This is a genomic window from Paenibacillus sp. EB106-05-06-XG162, from assembly GCF_058791655.1.
Genome location: NZ_JBYTDT010000029.1, coordinates 1 through 20,554, shown reverse-complemented (window position 1 = coordinate 20,554; position 20,554 = coordinate 1). Strand labels below are relative to the sequence as shown.

At 43.6% G+C, this 20,554-nt stretch carries 18 protein-coding genes and 1 pseudogene; 15 read left to right on the top strand and 4 right to left on the bottom strand.

What is annotated here, in order from left to right:
• Positions 1-25 precede the first annotated feature (25 nt).
• Positions 26-919: an AraC family transcriptional regulator gene (locus AC3WU2_RS30145; protein ID WP_492458519.1), complete on the bottom strand. Its 894-nt coding sequence runs from the start codon at positions 917-919 to the stop codon at positions 26-28.
• A 163-nt stretch (positions 920-1,082) separates the two neighbouring features.
• Here AC3WU2_RS30145 and AC3WU2_RS30140 point away from each other — a divergent pair, with 163 nt between their 5' ends.
• The 5 genes from AC3WU2_RS30140 to AC3WU2_RS30120 all read left to right on the top strand — a co-directional run bounded on the left by AC3WU2_RS30140 (position 1,083) and on the right by AC3WU2_RS30120 (position 8,732).
• Entirely contained in the window at positions 1,083-4,412 is a 3,330-nt protein-coding gene (locus AC3WU2_RS30140) for a DUF5107 domain-containing protein (RefSeq protein WP_492458518.1), read from the top strand.
• 15 nt (positions 4,413-4,427) lie between these two features.
• Entirely contained in the window at positions 4,428-5,369 is a 942-nt protein-coding gene (locus AC3WU2_RS30135; RefSeq protein WP_492458517.1) for an aldose epimerase family protein, read from the top strand.
• A 275-nt stretch (positions 5,370-5,644) separates the two neighbouring features.
• Positions 5,645-7,147: a UDP-N-acetylmuramoyl-L-alanyl-D-glutamate--2,6-diaminopimelate ligase gene (locus tag AC3WU2_RS30130; protein WP_492458516.1), complete on the top strand. Its 1,503-nt coding sequence runs from the start codon at positions 5,645-5,647 to the stop codon at positions 7,145-7,147.
• Between the two features lie 419 nt (positions 7,148-7,566).
• The gene (locus AC3WU2_RS30125) at positions 7,567-8,115 is read left to right on the top strand and encodes a sugar O-acetyltransferase (RefSeq protein ID WP_492458515.1); all 549 of its coding nucleotides are present in this window, start codon (positions 7,567-7,569) and stop codon (positions 8,113-8,115) included.
• Between the two features lie 101 nt (positions 8,116-8,216).
• Entirely contained in the window at positions 8,217-8,732 is a 516-nt protein-coding gene (locus tag AC3WU2_RS30120) for a GNAT family N-acetyltransferase (protein ID WP_492458514.1), read from the top strand.
• Between the two features lie 416 nt (positions 8,733-9,148).
• On the opposite strand, the gene AC3WU2_RS30115 is transcribed toward AC3WU2_RS30120, so the two are convergent.
• Entirely contained in the window at positions 9,149-10,120 is a 972-nt protein-coding gene (locus AC3WU2_RS30115; RefSeq protein WP_492458513.1) for an S-layer homology domain-containing protein, read from the bottom strand.
• A gap of 244 nt (positions 10,121-10,364) precedes the next feature.
• Positions 10,365-11,042, bottom strand: coding sequence for a hypothetical protein (locus AC3WU2_RS30110; protein WP_492458512.1), 678 nt, complete (start codon positions 11,040-11,042; stop codon positions 10,365-10,367).
• Positions 11,043-11,424: 382 nt separating this feature from the next.
• On the opposite strand from AC3WU2_RS30110, the pseudogene AC3WU2_RS30105 reads away from it, so the two are divergent.
• The 5 genes and pseudogenes from AC3WU2_RS30105 to AC3WU2_RS30085 form a co-directional block, all read left to right on the top strand.
• A pseudogene (locus AC3WU2_RS30105) lies at positions 11,425-11,568 on the top strand (helix-turn-helix domain-containing protein); the annotation flags it as partial.
• A gap of 12 nt (positions 11,569-11,580) precedes the next feature.
• Positions 11,581-12,480: a tetratricopeptide repeat protein gene (locus tag AC3WU2_RS30100; protein WP_492458511.1), complete on the top strand. Its 900-nt coding sequence runs from the start codon at positions 11,581-11,583 to the stop codon at positions 12,478-12,480.
• 2 nt (positions 12,481-12,482) lie between these two features.
• Positions 12,483-13,253: a CPBP family intramembrane glutamic endopeptidase gene (locus AC3WU2_RS30095; protein ID WP_492458510.1), complete on the top strand. Its 771-nt coding sequence runs from the start codon at positions 12,483-12,485 to the stop codon at positions 13,251-13,253.
• Between the two features lie 15 nt (positions 13,254-13,268).
• A complete protein-coding gene (locus tag AC3WU2_RS30090; protein ID WP_492458509.1) occupies positions 13,269-14,195 on the top strand; it encodes an alpha/beta hydrolase family protein in 927 nt (308 codons plus the stop codon).
• Between the two features lie 280 nt (positions 14,196-14,475).
• A complete protein-coding gene (locus AC3WU2_RS30085; protein ID WP_492458508.1) occupies positions 14,476-15,375 on the top strand; it encodes a copper amine oxidase N-terminal domain-containing protein in 900 nt (299 codons plus the stop codon).
• 315 nt (positions 15,376-15,690) lie between these two features.
• Here the strand turns inward: AC3WU2_RS30085 and AC3WU2_RS30080 are convergent, their stop codons facing one another.
• Complete coding sequence (locus tag AC3WU2_RS30080) at positions 15,691-16,890, bottom strand: IS110 family RNA-guided transposase (RefSeq protein ID WP_492458507.1); 1,200 nt, start codon at positions 16,888-16,890, stop codon at positions 15,691-15,693.
• 396 nt (positions 16,891-17,286) lie between these two features.
• Here AC3WU2_RS30080 and AC3WU2_RS30075 point away from each other — a divergent pair, with 396 nt between their 5' ends.
• The 5 genes from AC3WU2_RS30075 to AC3WU2_RS30055 all read left to right on the top strand — a co-directional run bounded on the left by AC3WU2_RS30075 (position 17,287) and on the right by AC3WU2_RS30055 (position 20,371).
• Positions 17,287-17,631, top strand: a complete 345-nt coding sequence (locus tag AC3WU2_RS30075) for a VOC family protein (RefSeq protein WP_492458506.1) — start codon at positions 17,287-17,289, stop codon at positions 17,629-17,631.
• 176 nt (positions 17,632-17,807) lie between these two features.
• Positions 17,808-18,074, top strand: coding sequence for a hypothetical protein (locus AC3WU2_RS30070; RefSeq protein WP_492458505.1), 267 nt, complete (start codon positions 17,808-17,810; stop codon positions 18,072-18,074).
• A 301-nt stretch (positions 18,075-18,375) separates the two neighbouring features.
• A complete protein-coding gene (locus tag AC3WU2_RS30065) occupies positions 18,376-18,927 on the top strand; it encodes a GNAT family N-acetyltransferase (RefSeq protein ID WP_492458504.1) in 552 nt (183 codons plus the stop codon).
• Positions 18,928-19,098: 171 nt separating this feature from the next.
• On the top strand, positions 19,099-19,818 hold the full coding sequence (locus tag AC3WU2_RS30060; protein WP_492458503.1) for an SDR family NAD(P)-dependent oxidoreductase: 720 nt from the start codon (positions 19,099-19,101) through the stop codon (positions 19,816-19,818).
• 175 nt (positions 19,819-19,993) lie between these two features.
• The gene (locus tag AC3WU2_RS30055; protein ID WP_492458502.1) at positions 19,994-20,371 is read left to right on the top strand and encodes a hypothetical protein; all 378 of its coding nucleotides are present in this window, start codon (positions 19,994-19,996) and stop codon (positions 20,369-20,371) included.
• Positions 20,372-20,554 lie beyond the last annotated feature (183 nt).

Genomic DNA, 20,554 nt, shown 5'->3' with positions numbered 1-20,554 from the left:
CATTGATTTTACTTCGTTAGGGAAGTCATCCCTTCCGCGTATCTCGGTACGCGGAAGGGGACTTCCCTATTATTTTTTTGAAGATACGGGAGAAGTAGTAGGGATCCTGGAAGCTGAGCTGAAGGCTGATTTCCTTGATGCTCTGATCCGTTAAGTCAAGATATTGGCACGCCCGCTGGATTTTGAGCCGTAGAAAGTAATCGATGGGCGAGTATCCCGTCGCATCCTTGAACAGCATCGAATAATGAGGTACGGATAGCTTCGCTTGCTCCGCCAGCTCTTGCAGCGTCACCTGCTGTTCTATGTGCGCGCTCATATATTGCAAGGATTCCTCAATATCGTGTTTGTTCTGCCGCGACTTCGGCATCTTCGGCTGCTGCTGCGAGAATCGTATGAGCGCGGCGAGATGGCAGGCCAATTGCGAGACATAAATAATATGATTTAACGAGTATCCTTTCTCTAGAAGTTCATAGGATTCATGGAACAGCTCAATGATTTGCGTCGATTTCTCCACCGAGACTTGCGATGGCGCCGTGAATGAATCAATGCCCTCGAAGAAAGCAGGTGCATTCTCGCCCCGCATATGAAACCAATAGATAGTCCATGGGTGGGATTCGGATGACCCGTAGGCATGGGGCGTGTTCGCTGGGATGACGATGATCGATCCTTTGTGCATCTGATGCAGTCTGTTTTGATTTAACCGAACCCATCCTTCACCAGCGATGCAATACATGATGATGTAGGACGGGCTGCCCTCGGGACGCTCGCGATAGTGATGCATCGCCTGTGGGAAGTAGCCGATGTCGGTGATATACAGGGACCGGATCAGCGGATGTGCTGCATACTCCGCCAGGATATGTTCCGGCAGAACGATTAATTTTTGCGACATGAAGCCGTCTTGTTTTTTGATCGTATCCATGCTTCAACTATGCTTCTTCCTATCTGAAATGTCAATGAAGAGTGTTGGGTTACAATCATAAAATAGTCCATCACAATCATGCGATAGTCAATGGTGTTCATGGCCGGAAGCTCGTAAGATGGGGGTATCACAATGAATCTATTGCATTAGGAGGGTACAGACCATGACAACGTTAGTAGAGAGCGTGAAAGTATGGGAAGAGACGATTGACATCCCAACATATGAAGTAGGGGAGCCGGACAAGAACCCCATGTTCCTAGAGAAGCGGGTCTATCAAGGCAGCTCGGGCCGCGTCTATCCGAATCCGGTCATTGATAAAATTTACGATGATAAAGTGATGAAGCCGTATCAAGTGGTGTTCCTCGAGAATGAATATGTTCAGATCCAGATCATGCCGCAAATTGGCGGTCGTGTCTATCGTGCGATCGACAAGACGAATCAATATGATTTCGTCTATCACAACCAAGTGATTAAGCCCGCGTTGGTCGGCCTTACCGGTCCTTGGATCTCGGGCGGCATCGAGTTCAACTGGCCGCAGCATCATCGCCCGAATACGTTCGGTCCCGTGGAATATCGCATCGAAGATAATCCAGACGGCAGCAAGACGGTATGGGTCGGCGAGATCGACCGCATGTACGGAACGAAGGTGACGACTGGATTTACGCTTTATCCGGGCAAGGCGTACCTTGAGATTCATGCACAGATGTATAACCGTACATCCGAGCCGCAGACCTTCCTCTGGTGGGCGAATCCTGCGGTAGCCGTCAATGATCATACGCAATCGGTATTTCCGCCGGATGTGCATGCGGTATTCGACCATGGCAAACGTGACGTATCGAAATTTCCGATTGCGACGGGAACGTACTATAAGATGGACTATTCCGAAGGGGTTGACATTTCGAAATATTCCAATATTCCCGTGCCGACATCGTATATGGCGTACCATTCCGATTACAATTTCGTCGGCGGTTATGACCACCAGCTGGAAGTCGGCATTCTGCACATAGCGAATAAGCATGTTTCGCCGGGCAAAAAGCAATGGACATGGGGCCATGGCGAGTTCGGACAGGCATGGGATCGCAACTTGACGGACGAGGACGGCCCGTACATTGAACTCATGACAGGTGTGTATACCGATAATCAGCCGGATTTTACATGGCTTCAGCCGTATGAAGAGAAGAGCTTCAAGCAATATTTCATGCCTTACAAACACCTTGGCATGGTGAAGAATGCGTCCATCGATGCGGCCGTGAATTTGGAAGTGACAGATCAGTCGATCACAGCTCATGCGTATGCGACGTCAGTCTTCGAGGATGCGCACGTTAGGCTTAGAAGTACTCGGGTCACATACGTTGACAAGAGGATAACGATGTCACCGACGGAACCCTTCACCATCACAGCGGAGCTGGATCCGGAGGATCGTGAGGAAGATCTCGTGCTGGCCGTATTCACAGCAAGCGGAAGAGAACTCATCTCGTATCAGCCAAGGCCGAAGAAAGTCGAACAGACGCCGGATCCGGCCAAGGCCATCGGTGAACCGGAGGAATTAGCCAATACGGAAGCACTCTATCTCGCAGGGCTGCATCTGGAGCAGTATCGTCATGCGACGTATGAACCGGATGCCTACTATCTGGAAGGGCTTCGCCGTGACCCGGGAGATATTCGACTCAACAACGCATATGGCCAGCTGTTGTTACGTCGGGGGCTGTTAGAACAAAGTGAAGCTTATTTCAGGAAAGCGATCGAGACGCTGACTCGGCATAATGCTAGACCTTACGACAGCGAGCCCTTCTATAACCTCGGAAAAACGCTCAAGCTGCAAGGTCGGCTCGACGAAGCCTTTGCCGCATTCTACAAATCGGTGTGGTCGGCAGCATGGCAGGCGGCAGGATACTTTGCGCTCGCGCAAATCGCCTGCGAGAAAGAGGCGTATGAGGAAGCGTTAGAACTCCTGGACCGCTCGCTCTGCATGCAAATGCGGAACTATAAAGCCCGCAATCTGAAGAGCTTGGTGTTACGCAAACTGAACCACCTCGAAGAAGCGGCGCGGTATACGGAGGAGACCATCGCGCTGGATCCGATTGAATTCGGTTCTCGCAATGAACGCATTTACATGTATGAGCAAGTCGGGGATACCGTCAATGCAGTGAAATGCTTCGAAGAGTTGGAAGGGTTGATGCGAGGCAATGCACATAGCTATATTGCGCTGGCACAGGATTATGCCGACGCCGGTCAATATACGGAGGCGCTCAATGTGCTCGATCGTATCGCTTCACGTTCGGCGGGTCACGTGTACCCGATGATACGCTACTACCAAGGGTTCTACAGCATGAAGCTTGGCTGTGCCGATGAATGCGACGCTTTCTATCAGCAGGCTGAGGCGGCAGATCCAACCTATTGCTTCCCGAATACTGTGCAGGATTACATCGTGTTGAAGCATGCGACGGATGCGCGTGAGAACGATTCGAAGGCGCCGTACTATCTCGGTAATTTGCTCTATGACAAGAAGCGTCACGGGGAAGCCGTAACCTATTGGAAGAAGTCTGTACAGCTGAATGACACGTTCGCTACGGCGCATCGCAATCTTGCGTTAGCTTACTTCAACAAACAAGGGAATCCTGAGGCCGCGTTGGCATCGCTCGAGCAAGCATTCTCCCTGAATCCAGCGGATGCGCGCGTCTATTATGAGCTGGATCAGCTCTATAAGAAGCTTGCTTACACGCCGGAACAGCGACTAAACATGATGGAGAAGCATAAGGCACTCGTCGAAGCGCGCGATGATCTCTATCTGGAATATATTACGCTCTACAATTTGCAGGGCCGTCATGAGGAAGCGATCGGTCTGATTCTGAATCGGCATTTCCATCCTTGGGAAGGTGGCGAAGGGAAAGTACCAGCCCAATATGTCATCGCTCGCGTGGAATGGGCGAAGAAGCTGCTGCAGGAAGGCAGGGTTCAAGAAGCTATTGATCAATTGTTGCTGACGAAGCAATATCCGCTGAACATCAATGAAGGGAAGCTGGAAGGCGCGCAGGAGAACAACATCCATTATTATCTAGGCTTCGCGCATCAACAGTTGGGAGATCAAGATACCGCACAGCATTATTTGGAGCTCGCTTCGAGAGGTTTGGATGAGCCGACGAGCGCGATTTATTACAACGACCAACCACCGCATATGATCTTCTACCAAGGGGTTGCATGGCGTCAATTAGGCAATGAGAAAGCGGCGCGTAGCCGGTTCAATAAGTTGATCGACTTCGGCGAGCAGCATCTATTCATCGAGCAGAAAATTGATTATTTTGCCGTCTCGTTGCCGGATTTCCTCGTGTTCGAAGAAGATTTGAACAAGAAGAACCGCATCCATTGCCATTATATGATGGGGCTTGGTCATCTGGGGCTCGGCAACCAAGAGGAAGCGAAGAAGAGCTTCCAGCAAGCGCTGGCGCTGGATCCGATCCATCAAGGGGCCATGATTCATTTGGCACTGGCGTAGAGAGGAGCTGCTTGTATGACACGATGGGAACGATGTGAGCAGCAGTCGGGTCATGACATATGGGTTGGTCGTAATGCATGGATGGAGATCAAGGTCGTGCCCGCACTCGGCAGCAAAATGATATCGCTCAAGCATCTTCGGACAGGTAGAGAGTGGTTGTCGGAAGCCGCTGGTCCCCTTGGGAATAAGGGGTACGCGACTTCATTCGCAGACAGCGATGGCAGCGGCTGGGATGAGATGTTTCCGACGATCAACGTATGCACCTATCCGAATCATCCTTGGCAGGGGACGGAAATGGCTGACCACGGCGAGGTGTGGTCCATACCATGGCAGGTCGAGATCGCGGATGAGCGACTCAGCTGTCATGTGCATGGCGTGCGGCTGCCGTACCAGCTGAGCAAAACGTATTCGTTCACCGAAGAACAACGCTTGCGGATCGATTATACGGTGTACAATCCCAGCCCGTTCCCCCTCTCGTTCTTGTGGGCGGCGCACCCGTTATTCGCCGTCCATGAAGGGATGGAGATCATCGTCCCATCCGAGCTGAATGAGATCGTCGTTTCATACTCACAGCATGAGAGGCTTGGACAAACGGGAGACGTGCGAAGCTGGCCGATTCCGTTCGAGGATCATCCAGAGATTCGTCTGCATCAAGTTGAAGCGATGACGGCAAGGACTGCGGAGAAGTATTATTTCCGAGGCGAGCTGCCGGAAGGACGGGCAGGACTTCACGATCCGAGCACAGGCGAGTCGCTTACGATGTATTTTCCGGTGGAACAAGTGCCTTATTTCGCGGTGTGGGCGAATTACGGAGGATATCAAGGCGGGTATAATGTTGCGCTAGAGCCAGCAACAGGATTTTTGGATGACTTGTCTTATGCGATGAAGCAAGGGATGGCAGCAACCGTCGAAGCGGGATGCCGTTATCATTGGTTTCTCGAAGTTGAATTAACATGAAAAAGAGGCGCGGAAAGGCGGCAGGCTTGAAATAGAAGGCTTGCTGCCCGACCGGGCCTCTTTTTTATTTGGATGTGGATAACTCAATGCATCCGAGGGATGCTCTCATCATAGCTTTCGGCACCTAATTCCATGATTCTTCCTCGACCCATTCTCATCATCTGTGGTGCGGCGCTTACGCTGAATGTTTAACGAACTGGAAAATGTTAGAGGAAAAATTTATTGATGGGCGAATATGATATATAAAGTAATTTACCGAAAAGGGGCACTTTCAAGTGGAATTAAAAGAATTGATTGATCTTCTAACCATCACTGAAGTACGTGGTAATGTGAATGTTAATATAACTGGCATCAAAATGAATTCACAACATGTAACCCCTGGAGATCTGTTTATTTGTGTTCCTGGTATACCTGGCTTCCAAGAAGATCGTCACTCTTATGCTGAAGATGCAGTCAATGCTGGTGCGGTCGCCCTTATAGTAGAGCGTGATATTAACGTATCTGTACCAACCGTCAAAGTGCCTGATTCTCGATATGCTATGGCAGTGATAGCTTCTCACTTTTATGGTTATCCGAGTAGTGACTTAAAATTGATAGGCGTTACTGGAACAAATGGAAAGACCACTACATGTCATATGCTTGAATCGATATTGGCGCATGCAGGATTTCATACGGGGTTGATGGGGAACCTTGGAACAAAAATTGGTTCAATGACGATGGAAACCGATATCAATACCCAAGAGCCTGCTGTTCTACAGTCAAATTTAAAGAAAATGAAAGATGCTTCCATCGATTATTGTGTTATGGAAGTCACTTCGCAAGGGTTAAATGTAGGACGTGTGCTAGGTTGTGAATTTCGAACTGGAATTTTCACGAACTTAACGCAAGATCATTTGGACTATCATGGAACAATGGAAAATTATTTATCCGCTAAAGGATTATTATTTTCAAGAATAGGAAATTCTTTTTTTCCTGACCTATCTCAACGCAAATTTGCCGTTTTAAATGCAGATGATACTGCATCTACAATATTTCGTAAATTAACTGCTGCACAAGTCTTAACCTACGGAATTGTTAATGAAGCAGATGTTATGGCAAAGGACATACAGTTGAATGCTCAAGGAACTGTATTTAATTTAGTTTCCTTCGCAGGAACGATATCGATTAAATTAAGAATGGTAGGAACTTTTAATGTGTACAACGCGCTCGCTGCCATAACAGCTTCATTAGCCGAACAGATCCCTTTATATGCAATCCAAGAAGGGTTGGATAGCCTTAATACTGTACCTGGCAGAATGGAAGTCATCGATGAAGGTCAGGACTTCCTTGTGCTTGCTGATTACGCTCATACCCCTGACGGATTAGATAATGCGCTCTCGACAGTTCGTGAGTTTGCGAAGAGAAGAGTTATAGTAGTTTTTGGTTGTGGTGGTGACAGGGACCGTACAAAACGTCCGGTTATGGGCAATCTCTCAGTAAAGTACAGTGATATTGTAATCGTTACTTCGGATAATCCACGGTCGGAAGATCCAATACAAATCCTACAGGATATTGAAGTTGGATTAAAAGAATGTGGAGTAACAAATGCCACATATGAACTCATTGAAGATCGGAGAGAAGCAATATCAAGAGCCATTCAAATTGCTGAGTCTGGGGATATTGTACTTATAGCAGGGAAGGGTCATGAAACCTACCAAATCTTAAAGGATCGAACGATACATTTTGACGATCGAGAAGAAGCCAGAAAAGCGATTCAAGAAAAAATGTCGATATCATAGCAGAGATGATTATTGAACTAATGGAACACAAGATAAGGAGCTTGCTTGAAGCGGCTCCTTTTTGATTTGTTGAGGTAAAGGTGTTGGAATAGTAGTTATTTCCTTCTTGGGAGTGCTTTTAGGCGCAAATAGAACTTCTATGTTCTTTTTGACGCTGTCTGATATTCACCTTATCGCGTGTATCGGAGATTTCTCCCCAATACATGTAACCTCCATTTTTAATTTAGAAATAGCAGACCATCCATGTTATAAAAAATGAAATCGGAATCGGAATAATTACTTGTCATTTATCGGTACAAATACTTGTCATCCGACAATATGAGCTAACGGACAGCAGTGGAATGCCTTTACTTTGATTCGCCATTACTATAAGTTTGACTTAACCGAACTACACAAATTGAATTAAAAGGAGTATACATATGGGCGATGGCAAAAAAGAAAAAATTTATTATCAAAGAAGTAGTGAAGAATTAAAGATGAAGAGCATTAAAGCTCAGAAACTGGTTCAAGAATTTAACAGGAGTGACGTTGAAGAATTTGAAAAGAAAGAAAATATTATTCGGGAATTGTTTGGAAGTGTAGGAGAAGGTCTTAGCATCGAGCACAACTTTCATTGCGATTTAGGTTACAACATACACGTAGGAAATAACTTTTATGCAGGTTATAACTGTACGATTTTAGACATGGCAGAGGTAAGAATTGGTGATGATTGCATGATAGCTCCTAATGTTGGGATCTATACCGCTGGTCATTCTGTAGAACCAAAGAATAGAAATAAAAGTGGTTATGGGATACCGATAACTATAGGAAACAATGTATGGATTGGCGGGAGTTGTGTAATCTTACCTGGTGTAAATATTGGTGATAATTCCATTGTAGCTGCAGGTTCAGTTGTCACGAAGGACGTGCCTGCAAATACAATAGTCGCGGGTAATCCAGCAAAAATAATAAGACAAATAACCGAGTAATATTTCAACTCTGTATTTGTGTTATTACGCTAACGGGCAGGTTAGTTCCAATATGTGGTACTGTATAGTTAGAAAAATTTACTTAACGGAGGCCATAAGAATTGTCTATTATATTTCCTGAAATAGAGACAGACAGGTTGAAACTCGCCATTCTTACTTTAGACGACACTAAAGCCGTATTTAGGCATTTTTCAGATGAGAATGTTACAAGATTTATGGATATAAGTCCATGTAAAGATATAGACGAAGCTGAAGAAATCATAAGGTTTCATATAGAGGATATTGGTTGTCGCTGGGGAATTTTTAGCAAGAGCGATGCTCAGTTAATAGGGACTTGTGGCTTCCATTGCTGGTCTCAAGGCGAACCATCTAGAGCTGAAATCGGATTTGATTTAGCGAGGGGCTATTGGGGAAGAGGAATTATGCAAGAAGCATTGAAGCCTGTTATAGATTTTGGCTTCAAAGAGATGAGCTTAGATTTCATTGAAGCTACTGTCGAGCAAGAAAATGAAAAATCAATAAACTTACTTCGAAAACTAAATTTTGAAAGAGAAACAGAATTAAGAGACCAATTGATATATTATTTCTTATTTAGAGAACGTTGGGGATTACGCTAACGGGACACGATAGTTGAATCTAATTAACAGACAATATACAAAAAGTCATACCTAGAACACCTCGCTGCTCTTTTGCTATTGCCTTATTATTTTTACAACGAATTTAGTCAAACCCTCTGAACAACATCTTCCGGTGTTGCACCATGCACAACAAATACTGGATGATTTGTCGACATCCGATTATTAACAGACTGAACGGGGCCCCATGCCAAATCCATGTCATAGGGCCCCGTTGCCTTAGTTGATGTTTAGCTTAGGAGAGTCACTCTGGAAAATGACAGACACCAAGAACGTTTCCGTCTGGATCTTTAAAAGAAGACCCTTTTACATTTCCATAGTCCCGAATCGCAGTAAAAAATGGGTATCCATAAAAAGCAGTGGTTGAATTTCTCAATTCGACCGCTGCTTTCATATTACTACAATATAATTTCAAATGATGATTTAATGTTCTGAACATCCTTAAACATAGCTTTATAATCCTCCATTGACTTATTATCGCTTGGATCATATTGAACATCCGTTGGCGTATGGAAAATGTATGCGTGGTCTCCATACTCACCAACTTTAACGGAAGGAATTTGGCCTTTAATTTCCTCTTCCCTCTCAATCCAATAGTCTTTAGGCCACACAGCTATTGTAAATAACACCCCATATTTTGTTGTTTTGTTAATAAATTTAAGACTGTGATTGGATTGTGGATCTTTAGTATCCACTACCTCAAATTTATTTTCCCAAGTTTTCGGAAAAGTGAGTGTAAAGTGATACTCACTATTATTATAAACCAGCACATTTTCACTTCGATTATACTTTTCTTCTACCGCCGAAATGGGTTGCAGAGCTTTAGAGTCTAATCGCAGACGTTCAATAAATACGACAGCTTCAGTCCTTGACAGTGTATCGTCTTTATAAAATCCTTTTACAGTCCTTGTAGTTTTTCCATTAGCTAATCCAAGATCAAGGAGGTACTGAATCGAATCAGCCACATTGTAATTTTGTCCTGCGGCGTTTGTTAAATATTGAGCGGCCGTCCCCCTAGAAAACGTCTTATTGGTGGGCTTCACTTTCCAACCTATTTTATCAACATAATTTAAATACGGTTCATCCCAGTGTGCTGGATGGGTACCCAGTATGAAATCATTGGGCTGAAAAGCTCTTATAAGCATAGCAAGAAATTCACTTTGACTTACGACCTTGTCTGGCTTAAAAGTACCATCTGGATATCCATCCACTATCTTATTTTCATAAGCCCATTGAATGCTTGCATAACCCCAATATTCAGCTTTCACATCGCTAAAGGAAGTCCCCTTTGCATATGTTGGACTTAAATTTATACATAACATGCTTATTGAAAGAATCACAACGCAAACTTGTCTTTGGTAAAGTCTCATTATTATAGCTCCCTTATTGTTTTCTTAAGTATAGGAATCCACCTAGTTGGCGTGAGGATATCAGCTTACCAGCAAGTCCCTCAAGATTGTGTTAGGTTGAAACGTCATACAGCACTAAAGGAATATCTCCTGCACTCCATTGCAACAGTCATTGTATTAAAAAACTTATCGATAAATAAAAGCCCTGACAACAGGGTGACAGGGCTCATAGAGGTTTTAGTTCGATATATCATTTTGGGATCAATTATTTTTTTAACGGTTCGACACCGATCGTGGTACCTGTATCGCTCGGGTCTTTCATTTTTATATTCGTAATAAACCAACCTTCATGACCTTTAGATGCAAACTTTTGTACGGTGACAACCGCAGAGCCCTTGCCTTTCCAATTGGAAGCAACAAGGCCATAATCGAATGAGAACTGAGTCGTCGTTTTATTCAGAGATTTTGTTTTGAGCTTTTCGATCTCAGACATATGCGGACTGGAGCCGCCCGTTGTCCAGTAGTAATCTTCGAATTCTTTCTTGGTTATGGAACGTAGTTCAGGTGAGAAAACAGCGAATTGCAGCGCTCCATTGCGAGTCTGAATGCCTTTGACCCAAGTATCTAAGGCTTCTTTTGCTGTAGAGGGGACGACCGCCGCTTCCAAACGTTCGATCTGAATCGCTTGTTGAGCGGATTCCGGCAGCGTCACTTGAACTTCATTCTTATCAGCATCGTAGACCGCCTTGCCTTTAAATTCTTCCGCAAGGCGATCGATCGGAACAAGCACTTTGCCGTCTTTGACTTGAAGGTCTAGATAGCTCGTCACAACGCCATGTCCATTGATAAGTAAATTCAATTTAGATTCTGCATAAGCAGAGCCTAAAGCAATCATAGCCCCGATGGCAGTACACAGCATAATTTTTGACAGGGGTTTCATCATATTCACCTCTTCTTCATATAGAAGTATAGACGATTAATCCTGGAAAAAGTTTCCTATGACATAGCGAAAGGGAGCCCGAAGGCTCCTCCAACTAAAGGCAGGATAACTCAATAATTACCAGAGAATATTACCTTTGAGGTGATGTTATGCAGAGATTGCTGCTGCTGCTTCCTTTGTTATTTTTAGGAATGAGTTCGGTAGCATTTTAACGAAAATATACGCTAAGGCCCTGAATCGTCTCTGGCTTAGCGTTTTTTCATACTGTTCAGTGAAAATAAAGTTTTAGACTGTCCCTATTTATCTGTTCGACGAAGGATCGGTGACGTTGATGAAAGAAATCAATCTGGCATCGGTCATTTTGGCCAAACGCAGGTAAAAAGGAATCACGCAGGATGGGCTTGCGGCATATATCGGCGTTTCCAAAGCGTCTGTTTCTAAGTGGGAAACGGGGCAAAGCTATCCCGACATCACATTTCTCCCACAGCTTGCCGCCTATTTTAACATCAGTATAGACGAACTGATGGGCTATTCACCTCAAATGGAACGGACGGACATCGCAAAACTATACATCCAGTTGGCCTCTGATTTCGCTTCCCTGCCTTTTGAAGATGTAATCGCGGAGTGCGCAACCATCATTAAAAAATATTACGCCTGTTTCCCACTCCTTTTGCAAATAGTCAAGCTGTATACAAATCACTTCATGCTGGCGGGAACGCAGGAACGAAAAGAGGCGCTCCTGAACGAATCAGTGAGGCTATGTGAGCGGATTCAGGCAGAAAGTGACGATGTTCAACTTTCCAAAGAAGCGGTTTTATATCAGGCGATTTGCTGTCTGACGCTTAATAAACCGCAGCGTGTTTTGGATTTACTTGGGGAAGGAATCCGACCCATGATACCGGAGGGTCTGTTAATGTCACAGGCTTATCAGGTTATGGGTAACTTCGGCAAAGCCAAAGAAACCTTACAGATTGATCTGTATCAGCATACGATGGCGACTTTTCACGGGCTGCTGAAAGTACTGCAAACAAACATGGACAGCCTCGAAAAAGCGGAAGAAGCCTTTCTGAGGGCGTCAGATATTGCACGAATCTTTAATATGAAGAGGCTAAACCCAAACAATGTCATCCTGCTTTACGCACTGGGCGCTCATATGTATTGCGCGAACAATTTCCTCGAAAAAGCGATTGAATTGCTTGGGAAATATGTTGATTCTTGCGTGGAAGGATTCTTCCCCTTTGAGCTTCATGGAGATTCCTTCTTTGACCAGATTGAACCGTGGCTGAATGATTGCGACGCAGCTACGCCCCGCAGTGAGCAGGTAATAAAGGAAAGCATGATGCGGGATGGACTGATGAATCCAGCGTTCGATTCGTTGCGAGATGACCCTAAATATCTACGAATCGTTCAAAAAATGGAAAATTTTATAGGAAGGCATTGACTATGAAAAAAATCTTCAACTGGAAGCTGTTCTTCCTGCTTATTGTTGTGTGCGCCGTGACAGGCATAATGGTTCTACCGTTTACGTACGCTATTGCTCCGTTGCCAGATAACGCGCCTATGCAGATCATCATACCAGCGCAGATTGCGCAAACAGTGGTGTTAAGTGCGTTGGCGAGCTTTTTCGGATTGATTTTGGCGCGGCGCATTGGGTTTGGCGCACCGATTCTGGAGGAAATTACAGGCGGTGAAAAGCGAAAGGATTATTTGAAGTCTATACTCGGTTCATCCGTCCTTTGGGGTATTTTGGGCGGTTTGCTTGTCGTTTTACTGTGCATCCCGTTCTGGAATATGTCCGTTGAACTGATGAAGGCGGAAATGGCGGTGCCGATTTGGAAATCCGCACTTGCGATTTTCTACGGCGGCACAGCGGAAGAAATATTGTTTCGGTTGTTTTTGATGACGCTTTTGGTTTGGATTACTTCCAAAATCAAAAAGGCGAAAGATGGAGGTCCAACTAAAATCGGCGTGTGGCTGGCCATAATTATAACAGGCGTGATTTTTGGCCTCGGTCATCTGGGAATCACGAACGCGCTGACCGCGATCACCGGCGACGTAATCCTCCGGGCGATATTGCTAAACGGCTCTCTCAGCATTATTTATGGCTGGCTCTACTGGAAAAAGGGGCTGGAGTCGGCTATGATTGCCCACTTTTCCACCGACATTGTGTTGCATATACTCATTCCGCATGTAATAGCGCCATTATTTATCTAATCGGAGGTTATGGACATGAACGAAAAAATAATCATTGGCAGGGGAACGAAATACCCTTTGAATGGGATTTTGTCGTTGCCGGATAATTGTTCTTCAAAGGTTTCGGCTGTGGTACTGGTGCATGGCTCAGGCCCTGCTGATATGGATGAAAGTATCGGCGCTAATAAGCCATTCCGCGATATTGCAGAAGCACTGTCTGCCAAAGGAATCGCTGTGCTTCGCTATGACAAGCGCACAAAGATTTACGGGAAGCAGATGCTGAAAGAAGGCCCCGGCGATGTGACTGTTGAAAGCGAAACAATAGAGGACGCCCTCCTTGCCGTCAAACTGCTTAAAAATGATGGCAGAATTGACCCCGAAAAGGTTTATATTTTAGGTCACAGCCTCGGCGGTATGCTCGCGCCGCGTATTGACGCGGAGGGCGGCGAATTCGCGGGTATAATCATATGTGCAGGCTCGCCACGTATTTTGAGCGATATTTTGCTGAGCCAAAATGATGATATGCTCAGTCAATTGCCTAAATTCCTACAGAAAATAGCGAATAGGCAAATCGCGGGGCTCAAAGCCAAATTCGGAGCCATCCCCGGTATGAGTGAGGAAGAAGCAAAACAGACAAAGATTTTTGGTAAAACCTACGCATGGTATTTCAAGGAGATGGCCGAACATCCCGTTACCAATTATCTGAGCAGAACAGAAAAACCCGTGCTGGTATTGCAGGGAGACAAAGATTTTCAGGTCTCCACGGAAAAGGATTTCGCACTCTATCAGCAAATCTGCATCGGTAAGCCCAATATCCGTTTCAAGCTCTACCCCGGATTGAACCACCTGTTTATGAAGTCGGTTTATGGCAGGGTCAAGGACTTCAAAAAAGAGTACAAAATCCCACAAAAGGTGTCTGCAGAAGTTTTGGAGGATATTGCGGAGTGGATATTGACCAAATAATAAATAGATACCCGTTTATCTTATCGTCTGTCGGTTCCGGTCGATGAACGATGGGGCTTTTACTTCTCGCGCGCATACGTAATCATGGATCGCCATACGGACTTTCCTAAATTGGACTAGATTTATCCATCGTAGAAGTTTTAAGAGAGTGTTAAGAAAGTTTTAAGAAACATTATCGTACTTTTTACGTCAAAATATATCATATCCATCTTTAGGTATTTGGAGTATCTTTCGAAACTGACCTACTTGGATGAAATTAGATACAAATGGAGGAATCATAGTGAAAAAACCGTTTATTATTTCCACATTCTTATTGTCCGTTCTTGTCGCAGCGCCCACACCGATATTTGCAGCAGCACCGGCAACACCATTGAACGTTTATATGAATGGAAATCAACAGGAAAATGTACTCGTATTACAGGGTCGCACATTTGTGCCATTGACTGCATTTGATGATCCAGCTCAGCTTACTTATAGCTATGATGCAAAGTCTAAGACAGTCAATATTACCAACAAAGTCAATCAAGTGAGCATACAGTTAAATGGCGGGGCGCAGGAAGCAACTATTAACGGGAAAAAAGTAAAAATCGATGCGCAAGTAACCATTAAAGGTGGTCGTACCTATGTACCCTTGCGTTTCTTGTCTGAGAACCTAGGAGGAAGCGTTAATTATGACAAAGTAGGCAATAAAGTTATAGTTCGTACCCCTTCTGAGCAAGAACGATACAAAACATTGATGAGCGGAGACTTGACGGAAGCACGTAAAATTGCCATTAGCCTTCCTCTCATATACGGAAAAGATGCCCTTCAACCACAAGGCGAAGGATTTTCTATCAAATACACTTTTCCTAAGGGAGAAACTCTTCGTTATTATCGAGAATATAAAGGACTAGTGAATTATGTAGAAATTAATGCGGATGGACTTGCCGAAGTAAAATGGCAAGGAGACAATCCTGAAATGGAAGTAAAGCTCCGCGAGAAAGGGAACAAACCAGCCAAGCTAGGGGAAGCCGTCTATTTCATTGACAGCGTCATGTCCGATTATACTTACTATGGTATGATCGACAAATTAGGAAAGTCTACCGAGCTAGGGCAAATCGACCGAGCAGTAGAAAACAATAAAGGTAAGCTAATTCTACCAATTGATGATGAAAAAAGAACCGATGCACGAAAAAGCTAGTCATCAAAATCTTCAGTACCATCTTGAGTAAAAATGCTCTATGGCGGAGAATACGATGAAAATAGGACCGCGATCTTATAAAATAAAAGAAAACGACAGCTTTTGTTCAAATAGCGGGACACTATAGCTTAATAAATAACTAATAAGCGGCTGCCGAGATGGATCGGCAGCCGCGTTGTGCTATTCTAGCCAATAGTTTGTCAATATTTAAAACTTAATGGATTCAATCGCCGGTGGTATACTGAAAAATGAGTACAGCAAATAACCCTTCCCGCAGTGGTGGGAAGGATTTCCTGAGAAGGTGAGAATTTCTTTCTAACTCAATTGAAATGCTTCTTTTTTAGTAAGAATCGCGTAAATCCAGTGGATCAGCTTGTTTACGCAGGCAATTACGGCTACTTTAAACGGCTTACCCTCGGCACGTTTTTTATCGTAATAGGCTCGGAGCTTCTGGTTACGCGAACTGCGCAGACCACAACGTACAGCCAAATATAAGGTGGTTCGAAGTCTTCTGGAACCACGTTTGGTAATCTTGTTTCGGGTAGCTGTAAACTTGCCGGAAGAGAAGACGCTTGGGTCGACACCGGCAAATGCAACGAGCTTTTTTGCATGATCAAATCGATCGATTTCCCCGACCTCAGCCAGAATTGTTGCAGCAATTCTGGTATTAATGCCGGGTATCGATTGGATCAACTCATATTCATGTAATTCTGCAGCCAGAGCATCTATCGACTGTTCGAGGTTGGCCAGGTGCTCCTGGTACTGTAGAAGCAGATTAATGAGCAGTTCCAGTGAGATGAGATGGCTTGAAAAAGCTGTTTCTTTAAAAGGATTTCGCTTAGCAGAAGCCACTAATTTCAGCGCTCGTTCAAGCGCCCAATCGGAATTTTTCCGACCGGAAATTGATTGAATAGTCGCTGTAATGTCATTCAGAGACCTGGAAAGCACCGAGGAAGATGTAGGATGAAGAGCTAGAAAACGAAGTGACACCTTCGAATACAGGTCTCCAAACACACCACGGTATTCAGGAAAGACCTGATCAAGAACCGCCTGAAACTGCAACTTCGCTTGCACATACATATCCGTTAAAGAGTCATGTTGCCTTGTCAGATAGCGCAGATTCATCATGAATTGTCCCCGTTTTTTGTATGGTTCCAACTCTTCTTTGTAGAATAATTCCCCTAATTGGTAGGCGTCAGCGATATCCGTTTTCACCTTGCGCAAGTTGGTTTTTTTGGCCTGATGTGAAATTAACGGATTAATGACAATATACAAATACTGATGCTCATCTAGAAACTGAATGACAGGACTATGGTAGTGTCCGGTTGCTTCTAACACCACTGCCGGACGTTGTGCTGTAAAGGATTCAAGATCCTGTAAAAAGTTTAGAAAAGTCACCAGGCCCTCCAGATTATGCTCAAATCGAAGGACCTTTCCGTATGGGGCACCTCGATCCGTAAAAGCTTGAGCATGGCTTTCTCCTTTGGAAACATCAAGTCCAATGACAGGATTCATATAACCACTCCTTGTTCTATATTCGCCAGTAACCCCTAACCTTCTTGTCGTCCACATTATCGCATGTGATTCGGGGTCAAAGCCCCAACTAGCCTAATCATGGTTTAACAAGTAGGGGGGATGAACGGAATAGCTCTCGGGATCAGAGTCCCACGGGCAGAAACGTTCGATCCCCGGCTACCTCAATTTTATGATCACACAAAAAGGAGGTCGACCAGTAAGTTCTGGTGACCTCATATTACGAACGGGCAGGATAGTTTAATGATGTTTTTTTGCGTGATACGGATCACTATGCGATATAGAAAAATATTCCAGCATCAGGTACTATGAAAATTACTACATGAATAGAGAGATTTAGATACAAAACAAATTAAGTAGAGAAGGAGTTCTGAATAAATGAAGACTGTTTTGGTACTTGTTAGAATCAATGTATCTGATGTGATTAAATCGGCTCAATGGTACGAAGAAATATTAGGGTTTGAAGTTTCTGTTCGATATCCCAACGAAAAACCATATTACATAGGATTTGAATCAAAAGGTGGAGCAGATTTCGCAATACAAGAAGATAAAACATATCCATCAAAGGGAAGATTTAATTTTCAAGTACCGAACTTAGAAAAACTTTGGGAAGAACTAAAAGATAAAGTAACCGTTATTGAGGAACTGCATACTACGCCTTATGGTACTACTAAATTTACAATTGCCGACCCTGATGGTAATGAACTTGGATTTATGTATTAACAGGAACGTATTAAATCATAAGTAGAAGTACGGATCATTCAACTATCGGAGAACGTGAGCGAGGAGCAGTTTGCTACGGCAACTGCTCCTTGTTTTTATTAAGCTAAAGGGCAGGATAATTCAGCCATTTCGCCGAATAATTATTATCAATAAACGGAATGGAGTAAGAATTTGAGATGTTGAAAAAAGTCATACGGAGAACAGTTTTGATTTATACTATTTTTGGTTTGATTATTGGTATTGGATTACTGATAGCTTCTTTCTTTACGAATGAAATAGTTTTTCAAAACGGCGAAAAAGTAATTGCAAGTGGCATCAAAGCAGGTATGATAAGCGTTCCAGCTTCCGTATTAGTTGCGTCGTTTATCGGACTCATGCACGCCATAGTTTTGTGGTTTCCAATTGTCTATATTTATAAGAAATTATCCAATAGGAAAAGTTAATACTCTTTAAGACAAAGGTCAGAAGACATTCGGATAAATGTTCAACTAACGGAGAACGATAGCTCAATAAATAGACTAAAACACGGCTGCCCGCATGAATCGGCAGCCGTGTTGCGCTAACGGGCAGAATTCGTTAATCCAGCAACCGAAAATACATATAAACAAGCGACTGAACATGTGCTACAATTTTCCATAAGAAAGGGATGAGAACTATGTAGTCGAAAATAATCCTGATCCTCAAGCAAGATCTCCACCCTTCATGAAAGGGGTAAAAAGGAAATTAAACTTTAGGAGGATCAATATGAGTAGTTACGTTTGGGCTGGTTTAAAAGTTAGGTTGCGTCCGGTATTAACCACCGATTGGGAAAAGTTCCATAATAATGATCTTGATTCGGAGAACGCAAGACTATGTGACGAGATACATTTCCCAAGATCAGAAGAAGGTACAAAGGCGTGGGCTGAACGCAAATCCGTTAATGCCTCAAATGGTGATAACGTCTTCATGGCAATACAAACGCTCGATGGATTACTCGTCGGGAGCATATCCACAAATAACTGTAATCCTCGCTATGGAACCTTCAAATATGGGGTTTCGATATTTCGTGAGCATTGGCGTAATGGTTACGCTTCTGATGCCATAAAAATATTACTGCGATATTACTTTGAGGAATTACGATATTGTAAGGTTAACGCTCATGTATATGCATTTAATGTTGGTTCCGCAGCATTGCAAGAGCATCTTGGGTTCATTCAAGAGGGAAGAATAAGAAATATGGTCTTTACTAAGGGCCAACATTACGACGAATATATTTATGGCCTTACTAAAAACGAATTCGCAAAAGTGCATATGTAGTTACGACATCTGACTGCCCTCGGGCAGTCTTTGTCGTTCAACTGTAGTTCAATCACAACACGGCGGCGGCCGGCGCGATCGGCTGCCGTTGTCCGTTGAAGTAACTGGCAGGATAATTGCAAAGGTATGGTATAATATTTGATCAAAAAATGAAAGGAAAAAACAACTTCCATGAAGAATTTTATTATTATTGGAGCGAGCAAAGGATTAGGTGATGCCTTTGTTAAAAGATTGCCAGAAATCGGTGATAATGTATGGATAGTTTCTAGGAGTTATCCTACTAGTTTAAACCTTAACGATGGAATCAATAGATATTGGATAGAAGCTGATTTATCGAAAACTAATGCATACAATCTGGTTGCGAATACAATAAATGGCCACATCATAGACGTATTAATATTTAATGCAGGGATATGGGAGAGCAACGGATTTAGAGAAGACTATGATTTTGAGAAAGATGACCCAGATGAAATTTCAAGAATCATAAATGTGAATGTAATTGCCGCAATTACATGTATACAAAAGCTTATACCGAATTTAAAAAAGTCGGCTAACGCAAAAATTGTTTTAATTGGTTCTACTGCAGGACTTGAGAATAATGATTTTACACAAGTTTCATTTGTAGCGTCTAAGTTCGGTTTGCGAGGTATTGCCAATTCCATAAGGGAACATGTTAAAAAGTTTGGAATCGGTGTAACTTGTATAAACCCTGGTGAAATTGCTACCCAAGTTCCTTTAGAGGATGGAATTGAAAAAGTCTTGTCAGCCTACAATTATACACAAATCCCCCTTCAAGATATCGTTTCATTAGTTAAATGCGTCATAAGCCTTTCCAAAGCTTCTTGTGTAAAAGAAATAAATATCCCAGCAATGTTTGATGCGAATGCATAGTCAATTATGTTTAATTAAGTTAACGGGACACTATAGATCAATAAACATCAGGACGAGGCTGCCGGCATGCAACGGCAGCCTTGTTGAGCTAACGGGCAGGTTAGCTGAAGAAAGGTGTATTGAATACCCTTATAGAATATGTAATTAAAGAAGCACAGCAGTTGGGGGGATGTAAATGCATAAAAGCATTCATTGGCATGCGTTTTTCAAAGTGAATACAGAGGAAAAGGCTCGGAGATTACTCTCAAGATTTGAAGAGGTTTGTGAGACGAATGCCACCCTTACATCCTGTGAACGTTATTGGAAGGATTCCGCTTTATTTGATGTTGCTTTTAGCACAACCTTAAATAAGGAGGATATTTCTCATGCCGTTTTCTCAACCCTAGTAATTGCTCACAAATTGGCTTATGAATGGCAGATTACTGGTCCTTCCAATTCGGAATCGGAAATATGGGAATTTTGTGGACTAACCACTAAAACAAAAGTTACAGGTATCGAATGGATTCAGTTTAGGATAGAAACCGAACCATTATTCACTAACGGGAAACTATAGCTTAATAAAATAACTAAAACGCGGCTGCCGGCATGGATCGGCAGCCGCGTTGCGCTAACGGGCAGCATTCCTATTATGAAGAAATACGAGGTTTGAGAAATAAAAAGACTCCTTGGTATGATGTTTATGGGTCCCAGATGCTGGCCAGCGTCGGATCCAAAAACAAACCAAGGAGAGACTACA

Bases quoted from the DNA above. Each gene is read 5' to 3' on its own strand.
- AC3WU2_RS30135 (WP_492458517.1), top strand. From the start codon at position 4,428: ATGACACGATGGGAACGATGTGAGCAGCAGTCGGGTCATGACATATGG.
- AC3WU2_RS30070 (WP_492458505.1), top strand. From the start codon at position 17,808: ATGTTGAAAAAAGTCATACGGAGAACAGTTTTGATTTATACTATTTTT.
- AC3WU2_RS30110 (WP_492458512.1), bottom strand. From the start codon at position 11,042: ATGATGAAACCCCTGTCAAAAATTATGCTGTGTACTGCCATCGGGGCT.
- AC3WU2_RS30080 (WP_492458507.1), bottom strand. From the start codon at position 16,890: ATGAATCCTGTCATTGGACTTGATGTTTCCAAAGGAGAAAGCCATGCT.
- AC3WU2_RS30055 (WP_492458502.1), top strand. From the start codon at position 19,994: ATGCATAAAAGCATTCATTGGCATGCGTTTTTCAAAGTGAATACAGAG.
- AC3WU2_RS30140 (WP_492458518.1), top strand. From the start codon at position 1,083: ATGACAACGTTAGTAGAGAGCGTGAAAGTATGGGAAGAGACGATTGAC.
- AC3WU2_RS30100 (WP_492458511.1), top strand. From the start codon at position 11,581: ATGGAACGGACGGACATCGCAAAACTATACATCCAGTTGGCCTCTGAT.
- AC3WU2_RS30145 (WP_492458519.1), bottom strand. From the start codon at position 919: ATGGATACGATCAAAAAACAAGACGGCTTCATGTCGCAAAAATTAATC.
- AC3WU2_RS30115 (WP_492458513.1), bottom strand. From the start codon at position 10,120: ATGAGACTTTACCAAAGACAAGTTTGCGTTGTGATTCTTTCAATAAGC.
- AC3WU2_RS30065 (WP_492458504.1), top strand. From the start codon at position 18,376: ATGAGTAGTTACGTTTGGGCTGGTTTAAAAGTTAGGTTGCGTCCGGTA.
- AC3WU2_RS30095 (WP_492458510.1), top strand. From the start codon at position 12,483: ATGAAAAAAATCTTCAACTGGAAGCTGTTCTTCCTGCTTATTGTTGTG.
- AC3WU2_RS30125 (WP_492458515.1), top strand. From the start codon at position 7,567: ATGGGCGATGGCAAAAAAGAAAAAATTTATTATCAAAGAAGTAGTGAA.
- AC3WU2_RS30075 (WP_492458506.1), top strand. From the start codon at position 17,287: ATGAAGACTGTTTTGGTACTTGTTAGAATCAATGTATCTGATGTGATT.
- AC3WU2_RS30060 (WP_492458503.1), top strand. From the start codon at position 19,099: ATGAAGAATTTTATTATTATTGGAGCGAGCAAAGGATTAGGTGATGCC.
- AC3WU2_RS30090 (WP_492458509.1), top strand. From the start codon at position 13,269: ATGAACGAAAAAATAATCATTGGCAGGGGAACGAAATACCCTTTGAAT.